Source organism: Streptomyces sp. NPDC037271 (assembly GCF_055603605.1).
Genome location: NZ_JBVJVN010000022.1, coordinates 120,567 through 133,718 on the forward strand (window position 1 = coordinate 120,567; position 13,152 = coordinate 133,718).

General features: G+C 73.6%; 13 protein-coding genes. 5 read left to right on the forward strand and 8 right to left on the reverse strand.

Annotated elements, in window-relative coordinates:
* Positions 1-143: 143 nt before the first annotated feature.
* Positions 144-797, reverse strand: coding sequence for a TetR/AcrR family transcriptional regulator (locus ACZ7G3_RS28550; RefSeq protein ID WP_470928854.1), 654 nt, complete (start codon positions 795-797; stop codon positions 144-146).
* Positions 798-909: 112 nt separating this feature from the next.
* On the opposite strand from ACZ7G3_RS28550, the gene ACZ7G3_RS28555 reads away from it, so the two are divergent.
* Positions 910-1,116, forward strand: a complete 207-nt coding sequence (locus ACZ7G3_RS28555; protein ID WP_426601136.1) for a DUF6243 family protein — start codon at positions 910-912, stop codon at positions 1,114-1,116.
* A gap of 128 nt (positions 1,117-1,244) precedes the next feature.
* Here the strand turns inward: ACZ7G3_RS28555 and ACZ7G3_RS28560 are convergent, their stop codons facing one another.
* From ACZ7G3_RS28560 to ACZ7G3_RS28575, 4 genes are all read right to left on the reverse strand, one after another.
* A complete protein-coding gene (locus ACZ7G3_RS28560) occupies positions 1,245-1,943 on the reverse strand; it encodes a response regulator transcription factor (RefSeq protein WP_470928856.1) in 699 nt (232 codons plus the stop codon).
* Between the two features lie 275 nt (positions 1,944-2,218).
* Complete coding sequence (locus tag ACZ7G3_RS28565; protein WP_426601134.1) at positions 2,219-3,223, reverse strand: small ribosomal subunit Rsm22 family protein; 1,005 nt, start codon at positions 3,221-3,223, stop codon at positions 2,219-2,221.
* Between the two features lie 127 nt (positions 3,224-3,350).
* Positions 3,351-4,409 (reverse strand): serine hydrolase domain-containing protein, encoded by a 1,059-nt coding sequence (locus ACZ7G3_RS28570; protein ID WP_426601133.1) that lies wholly within the window; start codon positions 4,407-4,409, stop codon positions 3,351-3,353.
* A gap of 77 nt (positions 4,410-4,486) precedes the next feature.
* Positions 4,487-5,992, reverse strand: a complete 1,506-nt coding sequence (locus ACZ7G3_RS28575; protein WP_470928858.1) for a multidrug effflux MFS transporter — start codon at positions 5,990-5,992, stop codon at positions 4,487-4,489.
* 97 nt (positions 5,993-6,089) lie between these two features.
* On the opposite strand from ACZ7G3_RS28575, the gene ACZ7G3_RS28580 reads away from it, so the two are divergent.
* Positions 6,090-7,121 carry a Gfo/Idh/MocA family protein gene (locus tag ACZ7G3_RS28580; RefSeq protein WP_470928860.1) on the forward strand — a complete coding sequence of 344 codons (1,032 nt, stop codon included), beginning with the start codon at positions 6,090-6,092 and terminating at the stop codon, positions 7,119-7,121.
* Here the strand turns inward: ACZ7G3_RS28580 and ACZ7G3_RS28585 are convergent.
* A complete protein-coding gene (locus ACZ7G3_RS28585) occupies positions 7,108-8,754 on the reverse strand; it encodes an alkaline phosphatase D family protein (RefSeq protein WP_470928862.1) in 1,647 nt (548 codons plus the stop codon). The genes ACZ7G3_RS28580 and ACZ7G3_RS28585 overlap by 14 nt on opposite strands.
* A 132-nt stretch (positions 8,755-8,886) precedes the next feature.
* Between ACZ7G3_RS28585 and ACZ7G3_RS28590 the strand changes: the two genes are divergently transcribed.
* A complete protein-coding gene (locus ACZ7G3_RS28590; RefSeq protein WP_470928864.1) occupies positions 8,887-9,714 on the forward strand; it encodes an SDR family oxidoreductase in 828 nt (275 codons plus the stop codon).
* A 483-nt stretch (positions 9,715-10,197) separates the two neighbouring features.
* Here ACZ7G3_RS28590 and ACZ7G3_RS28595 read toward each other — a convergent pair whose 3' ends face one another.
* A complete protein-coding gene (locus ACZ7G3_RS28595; protein WP_426522504.1) occupies positions 10,198-10,524 on the reverse strand; it encodes a nuclear transport factor 2-like protein in 327 nt (108 codons plus the stop codon).
* A 305-nt stretch (positions 10,525-10,829) separates the two neighbouring features.
* Between ACZ7G3_RS28595 and ACZ7G3_RS28600 the strand changes: the two genes are divergently transcribed.
* Both ACZ7G3_RS28600 and ACZ7G3_RS28605 read left to right on the forward strand, forming a co-directional pair.
* Entirely contained in the window at positions 10,830-11,372 is a 543-nt protein-coding gene (locus ACZ7G3_RS28600) for a DoxX family protein (protein ID WP_426557832.1), read from the forward strand.
* A 50-nt stretch (positions 11,373-11,422) separates the two neighbouring features.
* Complete coding sequence (locus ACZ7G3_RS28605) at positions 11,423-11,854, forward strand: MazG-like family protein (protein ID WP_470928866.1); 432 nt, start codon at positions 11,423-11,425, stop codon at positions 11,852-11,854.
* Between the two features lie 396 nt (positions 11,855-12,250).
* Here the strand turns inward: ACZ7G3_RS28605 and ACZ7G3_RS28610 are convergent, their stop codons facing one another.
* Complete coding sequence (locus tag ACZ7G3_RS28610) at positions 12,251-12,982, reverse strand: DUF7873 family protein (protein WP_470928868.1); 732 nt, start codon at positions 12,980-12,982, stop codon at positions 12,251-12,253.
* Positions 12,983-13,152 lie beyond the last annotated feature (170 nt).

Consider the following 13,152-nt stretch of genomic DNA (forward strand, 5'->3'; position numbering starts at 1 on the left):
CGTCGTGCGCACCAGCATGCCCTATGGTCGCACCATTCCGCGCTTCGGGGTCGGGAAGGGACAAACTTCCCCGGTCGGGTTTCCCGTGTCGGGTTTCCCGTGTCGGGTTTCCCTGGCCGGGTCTCTTCGCCGGGCTCCGTCGGTCATCGCGGCGCGAGCCCGTGGAGCGCGTAGTCGACGAGTGTGTCGGTGTAGGCGTGGGAGATCGGCCCCGTGTGCTGGAGCCAGCGCTGGGCGAGCGGGGAGACGAAGAGCTCCAGTCCGATGCGCGGATCGATATCCGGCCGTACGTGGCCGGCCTCCTGGGCGGCGCGCAGCCGGTCGGCGTGGAGCTGGAGCGACGGCTCCAGGAGCCGGGCGACGAACTCCCGGCCGAGCTGTTCGTTGACGACGCCCTCCGCGGCCAGGGCGCGGTAGGGGGCTTCGAACTTCGGATCCCCCAGTTCGTCGACGGTGGCGCGCAGCACGGTCTTGAGGTCGGCGGCGACATCGCCGGTGTCCGGGATGGTGTACGCCTCCTCGCCGGCGGCCTGCACGGCCCGCTCGCCCAGGTCGAGGAATGCCTCCAGCAGGACGTCCGCCTTCGAGGACCACCAGCGGTAGATCGTCTGCTTGCCGACGCCGGCGCGGGCGGCGATGCCCTCGATGGTGGTCTTCGGGTAACCGACCTCCGCGACGAGCGCGAGGGCGGCGTCGTAGATGGCCTGGCGGGACCGCTGACTGCGACGGGTGGCGTCGGGGTTCTGCCGGTCGGGGGCTGTTGTCGTCTGGGTGGGGACTGCTTTCTGGACGGCCATGTATCGAATTTACCAGGTTGACAAGACGGTGCGTCTCGCCGGACAGTGGACCGTGGAAGCAGTCGAGACGATACGTCTCGTACTCATGCTCGTACCGAGAGGGGAGAGTCCCATGTCCCGAGGTGGAGCCGGAAACATGCTGGGCGTCGGCGGCACGCGCCGCAAACTCACCCGCGACGCCCTGCGCGGCGGCGACCGGACCGGCCGGATCGGCGGCGGACCGGACCCGCAGGCGCAGAAACGCGAACTGCTGCGCAGGCTCCAGGAGCGGCAGCAGAAGGACCGGGAGGAGGCCGCCGCGAGCGACGGGACGTCGTGAGGGAGGGGTAGGCGGACGGCCCTCCGGGCGGCGCCGGCAGGGCGTCGGCGGCAGGCGTCGGCCGGTCGGCGGCGCCCGGGAGGCCGCCATCGGACCGGCCCGGGGTGCGGCAGGCCGCACCCCGCCGGTCAGTGGGGCTGCGGCCGCGCGTTCTCCAGGTAGTGCAGGACGGCCGCCACGCGCCGGTCGACCTGGTCGGCCGGGGACAGGTCGAGCTTGGCGAAGATGCTGCGGATGTGCTTGTGGACCGCGCCGTCGGTGACGACGAGCCGTCCGGCGATGGCGCTGTTGCCCAGGCCCTCGGCCATCAGGGCGAGCACCTCCCGCTCGCGCGGGCTGAGACGCTCCAGGCGGGTGTCCTGGCGGGTCCGGGTGAACAACTGGGCGACGACCTCCGGGTCGACGGCGGTGCCCCCTGCCGCGACCCTGCGCAGCGCGACCATGAACTCCTCGACCCGCCCGACGCGCTCCTTGAGCAGGTAACCGAGGCCGCCGACCCCGCCGGTGAGCAGGTCGGTGGCGAAGGACTGCTCGACGTACGCGGACAGCACCAGGACGGCCGGCGCGGGGCGGCGGCGCCGGGCCTCGACGGCCGCGCGGATGCCCTCGTCGGTGTGCGTGGGCGGCATGCGTACGTCCAGGATGGCCACGTCGGGCTCGTGCTCGTCGATGGCGTCGAGCACCGACTCGGCGGTGTCCGCGGTGGCGACCACGTCCAGGCCCTCCGCGCGCAGCAGCAGGGCGAGGCCCTCGCGCAGCAGGGGGTCGTCCTCGGCGATCACGATCCGCAGGGGGCGGTCCGCGCCGCCGGTCGTGCCACGGTCCATTTCACGTTCCACGGGGGAGGTCCACTTCCAGGGTCGTCGGTCCGCCGGGCGGGCCGGCCCGGCGCGGGGTGCCGTCGTGGGCCGCGAGGCGGCGCCGGACACCGGTCCGGTGCGAACCGCCGCCCTCGTCCGCACCGCCCCGGCCGTCGTCCCGGAGGGAAGCTCGCCGGCCGTGCCGTTCCGCGGTACCGCCGTCCGCCCCTCCCCGTCCTTCGGCCGACGACCCTACTGGCTCCGGGGGTTGGCCGTCATGTCCGGCCGGACGCCGTGCCCGCTCACGCCTCCGACGGGGGCCAGGGATCGCCCCAGTCCGCGTCGCGGGCGGCCTTGTACAGGTCGCCGTGGCGCTTGGTGACCGTCCGGCGGCCGAGCCGCTCGTGCGGGCTGGACGGCGACGTCTCGCACAGGTCGAGCAGGACCTGGCCCTTGCGGATCTGCGGACGCCGGACCACCCGGGAGGGGGCGGGGCCGGCCGGGAACCGGGTGGCGGCGACGTAGCTGAACTTCTCGTCCTCGTAGGCGAGCGAGCCGCCCTTGACCTGACGGTGCAGGGAGGAACGGCTGACCCGGGCCGCGAAGTGGCACCAGTCCGTGCCGGGCACGATGGGGCAGGCGGCGCTGTGCGGGCAGGGGGCGGCGACCTGGAAGCCGGCGGCGATCAGCCGGTCGCGGGCCTCGATGACCCGGGCGTAGCCGTCGGGGGTGCCGGCCTCGACGATCACGACGGCCTGCGCGGCGGTGGCGGCGGCGTCGACGAGCGCGTCGCGGTCGGGGCCGGTCAGCTCGTTGAGGACGTAGGAGACGGTGACGAGGTCGGTGCTCTCGACGGTGAGCGCCGCTCCGATCCGGGAGCGCTGCCAGCGGACGTCGCGCAGGGCGGGACGGGCGGCGGCGATCTCCCGGCCGAGGGCGAGCGCGGGCTCGGCCCAGTCGAGCACGGTCACCGGGCGAACGCCCTCCCACGTGTCGCTGACGGCCCAGGTCGCCGCGCCGGTCCCGCCGCCGATGTCGACGTGGCTCCCGGGCGCCCACCCGGGCACCGTGTCCGCGAACGCCGCCAGCGCCGACCGCACGGCCGCGAAGGTCGCCGGCATGCGGTACGCGGCGTAGGCGACGACGTCGGCGCGGTCCCGCAGGATCGGGGCGTCGGTCGGGGTGGCCCCGCGGTAGCTGGCGATCAGCCGCTCCACGGCCTGGGCGGCCTGCCGGGGCGGCAGCCCGTCGACCAGGTCGGCGAGGGCGGCACGCAGGGCGTCGGCGGGGGTGGCGGGGTCGTTCACCCGGTGATTCTACGGGGCGGGCCGGGTGGGCCGAGTGGGCTGGGCGGGCCGGCGGTGAGCGGGGGCGGGGATGCGGGCGGCCTCCCCCGCCGGACCCGGCTCGCGCAGGCCGCCGCGGGCGCCCCGCTCAGGTCTCCCGCACCGCCCGCACCGCGCGGGCCACCCGCGTCCCCAGCGCCGCCCGGGGCCGGTTGTCGGGGGCGCGGCGACGGGGATGGACCGTGTTGGCGAGGAGGATCGCGAACGTGTCCGTCGCCCGGTCGAGGACCAGCATCGTGCCCGTGAAGCCGGTGTGTCCGGCCGCACCGCGCCCCGCCAGCCCGCCCATGAACCACGGCTGGTCCAGGGCGAACCCGAGCCCCGGCTCGGTCAGGAGCAGTTCCACGAAGTCGGGGCCGAGGATGCGCGCCGGCCCGTACGAGCCGCCCGCGAGCAGCGTGCGGCAGAAGACCGCGAGGTCCCGGCCCGTGGAGAACAGCCCCGCGTGGCCGGCCACCCCGCCGAGTGCCCACGCGTTCTCGTCGTGGACGACGCCGCGCAGCATCCCGCGGTCCGCCTTGGCCCACGGCCGCCGCTGGTCCTCCGTCGCCGCCGCGCCCGGGCACGGCCCGAAGTGCGTCGCCGTCATGCCCAGCGGCCGGGTGATCCCGTCGTGGACGAGGACGTCGAGGCCGCGGCCGGTGACGCGTTCCAGGACCTGCTGGAGGAGGAGCATGTTCAGGTCCGAGTAGCAGTACGTGCCGGGCACTCCCACCGGTGGCTCCGCGCGCAGCCGCCGCAGCCGTTCCTCGTCGTCGGCGCAGTCGTACAGCGGCAGTTCGGGCCGCAGCCCGGAGGTGTGGGTGAGCAGCTGCCGTACGGTGACGCGGTGTGCGGCGGCCGCGCGGAAGTCCGGCAGGTAGGCGCCGACCTCGGCGTCGATGCCGAGGGTGCCCCGTTCGATCTGCTGCACGGCGGCGACCGCCGTGAACACCTTGGTGAGGGACGCCAGGTCGAAGGGCGTACGGACGGCCGTCGGCACGCGGGAGCGGGCGGGCAGCTCCACGCCCGTGTCGGTGCGCGGGTCGTAGGACGCGTAGCGCACGGCCCAGCCCGCCGCCTCCTCGACGGCGAGCACGGGTCCGCGGCCGACGGCCACGACGGCGCCCGCCGCCCAGGGACGCTCGCCGGCGGTGAGGCCGTGCACCTCCTCGACGACACGGCGGAGCTGCTCGGGGTCGAGTCCGGCCCGCTCCGGCGAGTCGCTGCGCAGTCTCGGAGCGCTCAGCTCTCTTCTCCCTTCCCGGGCGCACGCCCGGCCGCCGTCCGTCCCGCCGCAGGCCCGGCCGCCCGTCCTGCCGCCCGTCCTGCTGCCTTTCCTACCGTCTGTCCGGCGGCAGGACGGCACATCCCCACCAGGAACGCGAGCGCCACCAGCGCCGCCACCAGCTGGACGACGGCCATCGGCAGGGCGGTGTCCTCCCCCGCGATCCCGACGAGCGGGGAGGCGATGGCGCCGATGAGGAAGGAGGACGTGCCGAGCAGCGCGGAGGCGGAACCGGCGTTCTTCTTGACCCGCATCAGGGCGAGGGCCTGGGTGTTGGGCAGGCTGATGCCCATCGCGGACATCAGCACGAACAGCGCGACGGCGACCGGCGCCAGGCCGACCTCGCCGAAGACGCCCAGCGACATCAGGAGCAGGGCGGTCGCGGCGGCGATGACGATCAGGAGGCCGAGGCCCAGCACGCGGTCCAGACGGGCCCGTCCGACCAGGATCTTGCCGTTGATCTGACCGACGACCACCAGGCCGATCGAGTTGATGCCGAACAGCAGGCTGAACGTCTGCGGGGAGGCGCCGTAGATCTCCTGGATGACGAACGGGGACGCCGAGACGTAGGCGAACAGCGAGGCGAAGGCGAAGCCGCCCGCGAGCATGTACCCGGTGAAGGCGCGGTCGGCGAGCAGGCCGCGCATCGCGTGGAGGGTGTCGCCGACGCCGCCGGCGTGCCGTTCGGCGGCCGGCAGGGTCTCGGGGAGCTTGGCCCAGACGATCCCGCCCAGCACCACCCCGACCACGGTGAGCACGACGAACACGCCCCGCCAGTCCGTCACGCGCAGGATCTGCCCGCCGATGAGCGGCGCGACGACCGGGGCTACACCGGAGATCAGCATGAGGGTGGAGAAGAAGCGGGCCATGGCCATGCCGTCGTACAGGTCGCGGACGACGGCCCGGGAGATGACGATCGCGGCGGCGCCCGCGAGTCCCTGCACCAGCCGGAAGGCGATGAGGAGTTCGACGGAGTGGGCGATCGCGCACAGGGCGGTGGCGACGACGTAGACGGCGAGGCCGGCCAGGAGCGGGCGGCGGCGGCCCCACTTGTCGCTCATCGGTCCGACGACGAGCTGGCCGAGGGCCATGCCGGCCAGGCAGGCGGTGAGCGTGAGCTGGACGGTGGCGGCGGATGCGCCCAGGGTCCGGGTGACCTCCGGGAGCGCGGGGAGGTACATGTCCATCGCCAGCGGCGGCGTCGCGGTCAGGCTCCCGAGGATGAGGGTGACGAGCAGCCCGGTGCGGCGGGTGGCACGCAGCGTGCGGGCGGCCGGTCCCGTTTCCGGACCGGCCGCCTGTGCGGTCTGCGTGGTCTGCGTGGTTTTGGTGGTGATCTCCGTGGCCTGCGTGGCCTGCGTGGTTTTCGTGGCCTGCGTGGCCCGGGTGGTCTTCGGTGTGGTGTCCGGTGCGGTGGTCGTGTCCGGTGACTCGTGCGGTATGGACGGCCCGCGCTCGGGCATGTGCCCCTCCCTCTTCGACAGATCCGGCACCTATGCTCTCAGCTCGTACGGACTTGAACGAACAGACTTGAACGAACCTGAACGAGGGTGGGGCAGGGTGTCAGTGGAGACCGGGCAGAAGGTGCGCTGGGGAATTCTGGCGACCGGCGGTATGTCGGCGAGGTTCACGGCGGATCTGGTCGATCTGCCGGACGCGGAGGTCGTGGCGGTGGCCTCGCGGACCGAGGCGTCGGCGAAGGCGTTCGCGGAGCGGTTCGGGATACCGCGGGCGTACGGCGACTGGGAGACGCTGGCGCGGGACGAGGACGTCGACGTGGTGTACGTCGCGACCCCGCACTCGGCGCACCGGGCGGCCGCCGGCCTGTGCCTGGAGGCGGGGCGGAACGTGCTGTGCGAGAAGCCGTTCACGCTGAACCTGCGCGAGGCGGAGGAACTGGTCGCGCTCGCCCGGCGGGGCGGCAGCTTCCTGATGGAAGCGATGTGGATGTACTGCAACCCGATGGTGCGGCGGCTGAAGGCGCTGGTCGACGACGGCGCGATCGGCGAGGTCCGCAGCCTGCAGGCGGACTTCGGGCTGGCGGGGCCCTTCCCTCCCGCGCACCGCCTGCGGGACCCGGCGCAGGGCGGCGGCGCGTTGCTCGACCTGGGCGTGTACCCGGTGTCGTTCGCCCAGCTGCTGCTCGGTGAGCCGTCGGACATCGCGGCGCGGGCGGTGCTCTCGGAGGAGGGCGTCGACCTCCAGACGGGCGCGCTGCTCTCCTACGAGAGCGGCGCTCTCGCCTCGGTGCACTGCTCCATCACCGGTGGTACGCCCAACAGCGCCTCGATCACGGGCTCCCAGGGCCGTATCGACGTCCCGGACGGCTTCTTCTTCCCGGACAGCTTCGTGCTGCACCGGGACGGCCGGGAGCCGGAGGAGTTCCGGGCCGACCCGGCCGACGGGCCCCGGGCCGGCCTCCACCACGAGGCGCGGGAGGTGATGCGCGCCCTGCGCGCCGGCGAGACCGAGTCCCCGCTGGTCCCGCTCGACGGCACCCTGGCCGTGATGCGGACGCTCGACGCGATCCGGGACCGCGTCGGCGTCCGCTACCCGGGCGAGACGGGCGCGCCGGTCGTCACGCCGGCTTGAGCCCCTGCTCCCCCGCCTCCGTCACGAACGACGCGGCGGTCGTGAGCGGCGCGCCCTCGGTGGTCACGTGGGACACCGTCTTGAAGTCGACGCGCGCCAGCCGGCGGTCGAGCGAGACGGTCGCGTAGCCGCGCCGCCCGTCGAAGAACTTCAGGTGCGGGTTGGCGGCCATGAGCGTGTCCCAGTTGGACGGCTTCTCCGAGCCGTCGCGGCCGCTCGTGACGGAGGTGGTGACGATCTCGGTGCCCAGGGTCCGGGAGCCGGGGTCGTCGAAGTCGCGCTTGATGTCGAAGCCGTAGTGCACGTGCACGTCGCCGGTGAGGACCATCAGGTTCTCGACACCGGCGGCCTGCGCGCCGGCCAGCACCCGTTCGCGGGAGGCCGGGTAGCCGTCCCAGGAGTCCATGGAGACCTTGGACGGTGAGGCGGTGGAGTTGAACCGCTGCGAGAAGGTGACCTGCTGGGGGACCACGTTCCACAGGGCGTCCGACCGGTGCCAGCCGTTGATCAGCCAGCGTTCCTGCGCGTCGCCGGTCATCGTGCGCGAGGGGTCCTCGGACTCCGGTCCCGGGAACTGCCAGCCGTCGCCGTAGGCCTGGTTGGAGCGGTACTGGCGGGTGTCGAGCACGTCGAACTGGGCCAGCCGGCCCCAGTGCAGGCGGCGGTAGAGCTTCAGGTCGGCGCCGTCGGGCAGCTGCGGGCGGCGCAGCGGCATGTTCTCCCAGTAGGCGCGGTAGGCGGCGGCCCGGCGGATGAGGAACTCCTCCGGCGGGACGCTGTTCTCGGGTGTCCCGCCTGCGTAGTTGTTCTCGGTCTCGTGGTCGTCCCAGGTGACGACGAACGGGTGCGCGGCGTGCGCGGCCCGCAGGTCGGGGTCGGACTTGTAGAGGGCGTACCGCAGGCGGTAGTCCTCCAGGGTCACCGTCTCGTGGTTGAAGTGGGCGGGCAGGGTGCCGGCCGGGTAGGCGCGGGAGCCGCCGACGTCGTTGACGGCGTACTCGTAGAGGTAGTCACCGAGGTGGAGGACGACGTCCACGTCCTCCTGGGCGAGGTGCCGGTAGGCGGTGTAGTGGCCCTGGTCGTAGCGCTGGCAGGAGACCAGGCCGAAGGTGAGGCCGGAGACCCGGCTGCGCCCGGCGGGCGCGGTGCGGGTGCGGCCGGCCGGGCTGACCCAGCGGCCGGCGCGGAAGCGGTAGTAGTAGACGTGGCCGGGGGCGAGGTGGTCGACCTCGACGTGGACGGCGTGGTGGAACTCGGGGTGGGCGGTGGCCCTGCCCCGTCTGACGACGCGGCGGAACCGTTCGTCGAGGGCCAGCTCCCATTCGACGGTGACGCGTTCGGCGGGCAGTCCGCTGTCGGCCTGGTACGGGACGGGGGCCAGGCGCGTCCACAGCAGGACGGAGTCGGGCTGCGGGTCGCCGGAGGCGACACCGAGCGTGAAGGGGTCGTCGGTGAGCCGCGCCGCGTCGAGTTCGGCGGCGCTCGCGGTGCCGGCGGCCGGCAGGTTCACGGCGAAGGCGAGCGCGGCGGCGGCGCCGGTGACGGTCAGGAAGCGGCGGCGGCCCAGGTGCCGGGCGGCGGCGCGGAGCTCGGGCGCGTGCGAGGGCTGGGCCTGGTGGTTCGCGGGTGTCATCCGTTCCTCCCCTTGCGGTGGTTGCAAGGGGCATTCGACGGGCCGGGAACGGCACGCCCTTGGCGCGGACATGGCGAGCTCATGTCGGAAGGGTGAGGTCCGCATGATCGCCGGCCCGTACGCTGCCGACTCATGAACACCGTGAGAACCACTGACGAGGAACAGAACGGCAAGGAACAGGCCGGCGGGGAACAGGTCGGCGGGGAAGGGGCGCAGCGCGTCGCCGTCGTCACGGGCGCCGGCTCCGGCATCGGCCGGGCGGTCGCCGTCGAACTGCTGGCCGCCGGCTGGTCGGTGACCCTGGCCGGGCGGCGTCCCGGGCCCCTGGAGGAGACGGCCGCACTGGCACCGGCGGGCGGCACGGCACTCCCGGTCCGCGCCGACGTGTCACAACCCGACGACGTGGCGGCCCTGTTCACCGCCGTACGCGACCGCTTCGGGCGGCTGGACCTGCTGTTCAACAACGCCGGGACGTTCGGCCCGGGCGGCGTACCGGTCGAGGAACTGCCCTACGAGGCGTGGCGGCACGTCGTGGACACCAACCTCAACGGCGCCTTCCTGTGCGCGCAGGCGGCGTACCGGCAGATGAAGGAGCAGGACCCGCGGGGCGGCCGTATCATCAACAACGGCTCGATCTCGGCCCACACGCCGCGCCCGCACTCGGTGGCGTACACGGCGACGAAGCACGCGCTGACGGGCCTGACCAAGTCACTGTCGCTGGACGGCCGGCCCTACGGCATCGCGGTCGGCCAGATCGACATCGGCAACGCGGCGACCGACATGACGGCCGGGATGCAGACCGGCGCGCTCCAGGCCAACGGGGAGACGGCACCCGAGCCCGTGATGGACGTCGCCGACGTGGCGCGCACGGTGCGGCACATGGCGGAGCTGCCGCTGGAGGCGAACGTGCAGTTCGCGACGGTCATGGCGACGGCGATGCCGTACGTGGGGCGGGGCTGAGGCCCCCACCCCGATCCACACAATCGGAATTTCCCGGTCCGCTGTATTGCGGCCGGTGGCGAACATATGCTCAACTCTCCTTCACGAGAGCTTCACACTTGGAGTGTTGAGCTTCGGTAACTCCGCAGACCATTCCGAGGGGGAGGCGGCAGCCGTTCCGCCGCACCGGGTGGGGGTGGATCCCGCGGGCGACCGCGGGGTACGCACCGGTGGGCGGAACGGCTGCCGCGCAGATCACCGCCTGGGTCAGCGCCCCGGGTCCGGTCGGCGTCCGCCCTCTGCTCCCCGCCGAGCGGCCCCTTCGCCGGCGCGCCCGCGCTCTTCTCGGCCTGCGCGACGTTCTCCTCGGCCTGCGCGACGGAACGGAACCCGGGTATCGGCACGGCCCACGGGGCGCGGCCACAGCCGGGCCAGGACGACGTGCGGGCGTACGGCCGCCCACGGTGAGGCGGGGCCGGGACCGGTCCGTCAGCCCCGCGCCGACTACGCCTGCCCGGTCTCGAACCGCGCGATCCGCCCGTCCTCGCCCACGGTGAAGCTCCACCGCGTACGCATCTCGCCCCAGGTGTCGTTGCTGTAGCGGGCGATGAGGGCGCGACCGCCGTTCGACTCGTTGTCGACCTCCATGTGGCCGTGGGAGGAGAAGATCTCCTGGTCGATCCACTGGGCGAGGTCCCGATCGTCCCCGTCGTCGGCCATGGTGGCGTCCGGCGCGAGCAGCGCGAGGAAGGCCTCGCGGTCGTGGGCGTTGACTGCGGCGACGAAGGCGCGGACGGCCGGGTCGCTGAGTCGCGTCGTCTGAATGGTCATGCCGGCCAGCGTCACACCGCCCCCGGGCCCTCGCCACCCGACCGGCCACCCGGCTCGACCGGCCCCGACCCCCAGGCTCGACCGGCCCCGACCCCCAGGCTCGACCGGCCCCGACCCCCAGGTTCGACCGGCCCCAGCCCCCGGGCTCGACCGGCCCCGGCCCGGCCGGCTCCTGCCCTCCCGCCCGACCGGGTGACCGGCCCGCCGCGTGGGTCCACCACCCGAACGGCGTCCGCGGCGGGCCCGCGCGGCGCGGGCGGGCGACGGTGGGGAGATGAGCCGCCGCCGTCTGCGAGGGAGTCGACGTGAACTGTTTTGACCGGCGTGATCTGGGGCTGCTGCTGCTCCGACTGGGTACCGGCGGCGTCCTGGCCGCGCACGGCGCGCAGAAGCTGCTCGGCTGGTTCGGCGGCGGCGGGATCGAGGGCACCGGCCAGGCCATGGAGGCCATGGGCTACGCGCCGGGCCGGGCCAGCGCCACCGCGGCGGGCCTCGCCGAGGCCGGTGGCGGGGCGTTGCTGGCACTGGGACTGGCCACCCCGGCCGCGGGTGCGGCAGCGGCCGGAGCGATGGCGGGCGCCGCGGCGGTGCACGTCCCGAGCGGCTTCTTCGCCCAGGCCGGCGGTTACGAGTACGCGGCGTCGCTCGGTCTGACGGCCGTCGGCCTCGCGGTCACGGGCCCGGGCCGCCTCTCCCTGGACCACGCCCTCGGCCACACCGTCAACCGGAACTGGATGGTCCCGGTGGCGTTCGCGGCGACGGCCGCGGCCACGACGGTGGTCGTGGGGGCACGCAACAAGCGGGTGCGGAAGGCGGCGGAGGAGCAGCAGGAACCGCTGTTCGACTGACGCGGCGGTCCCATACCGCGCGCCGCGCCACCCGTGGCAGGCTGCCGCGCATGAGCGACGACGATCACGGCAGCCCGCCCGCCGGTCTCTGGGACACCATCGACGACCTGTGGCGGTGGCTGGAGACGGACCAGCCCGTCGGCGGCGGGGAGGGCCTCCTGCTGCGCATGCTGAAGCTGTCCGAGGAGGTCGGCGAGGTCGCCGAGGCGGTGATCGGCGCGACCGGCCAGAACCCGCGCAAGGGCGTCACCCACACGTGGGAGGACGTCGAGGCGGAGCTGTGCGACGTCGTGATCACGGCGCTGGTGGCCCTGCGGACGCTGACGCCTCAGGCGCGGGAGGTGTTCGGGCGGCATCTGGCGCGGGTGGCGGAGCGGTCTCTGGGGACGCCGGGGACACCGGGAGCACCGGGAGCACCGGGAGCACCGGGAGCACCGGGAGCACCGGAGGTACCTGGGACGCCGGGGACGCCGGCCGCCTGAACGTGGCGGAGCCCGGGAGTCGTATCCAGCTCCCGGGCCCCTGGGGATGCCACCCAATTGCGCACGCCGGCGGCGTTTAAGAGGACGGATCAGTCATCAGGCCGTCGTGTTCTTCCTTTGAACTACCGCACCATGGGAGAGGTGCAGGCGAGAGTCGAACTCGCATCCGACGGCGTTCGTCCGTCCCCGGTCGATCCGGCGATCGGCGGCGATACTGAAGCTGGAGCGAGAGTCTGAGATTGACGGCCCGGACGATCGTCGCCCGCGCCTCTTCAGGCTGAACTTCAGTTTCAGCTTGCGCTCGTCGCGCGAACCGGTCCTCAATCCGGCCCGCGCCTGTCGCGCACCCCCGCGCTCGCACGCGGGGGCATCTGTGGAGGCTACCCGTGCCCGGCCTCAGCCGAACAGGTAGCCGAACACCGCGTCGCCGACCCGCTGGTCGGTGACCTCGGCGCCGTTGGCCTCCTCGCGGGCGAACTTCACGGCCTGCTGGAGCTTCTCGACCCGCTCCAGCAGCTCGTTCACCCGCCGCGCCGGAAGCGCCCCGGAGAACTTCACGGTCGTCCAGTACCCGATGGGCACGTCCTCGTAGTACACCTCGACCTGCGCCGGGTGCTTGTCGGTCGCCTCGGCCTTGACGTGGTTGCGCGGGACCTTCTTCGTCCGGATCGTGCGGACCGGGTCGGTCTTCCACCAGTCCGTGGACGGGTCCTGGGACCAGGACTCGGCGGCGTCGAGCGTGGGGAGCTTCTTGACGAAGGTGTGCAGGTCGGTGAGCTGCTTCTCCAGGAAGAGCAGGTAGCTGACCGGGACGTCCGCGACGACCGTCCGCCCGTCGACCGTGACGTCCGCGCGGGCCGCGCAGTTCGCCCAGTCCTTCGTCGCGGTCACGTCGAACAGCCGCGTCAGCGACGCGGACATCTCGCGCAGCACGTCCTCGGCCCGCACCTGCACCCGCGTCGACTCGGGCGGCAGCTGCTCGCCCTCCTCGTCCTTCGGCTGGTACGTACGCGTGATCCCGGCGAGCAGCGCCGGCTTCTGCACCTTCTGGTGCGCCGCGGTGATGTCCTGGAGCGATTTGCTCTTGACGCCCTTTTCGACAGCGATGATCTGGTTCAGCTTCGCCATGTCGGTCCCCCTTCGAACAGGCATGAACATATCCCAGTGCCTCGGGGGCGTGCACGTCCTTTTGGGGCCGGCGGGCGGACGCTCGTGGGGGGGGGGGGGGGGGGGGGGGGGGGGGGGGGGCGGGGGCGGGGGGGGGGGGGGGGGGGGGGGGGGGGGGGGGGGGGGGGGGG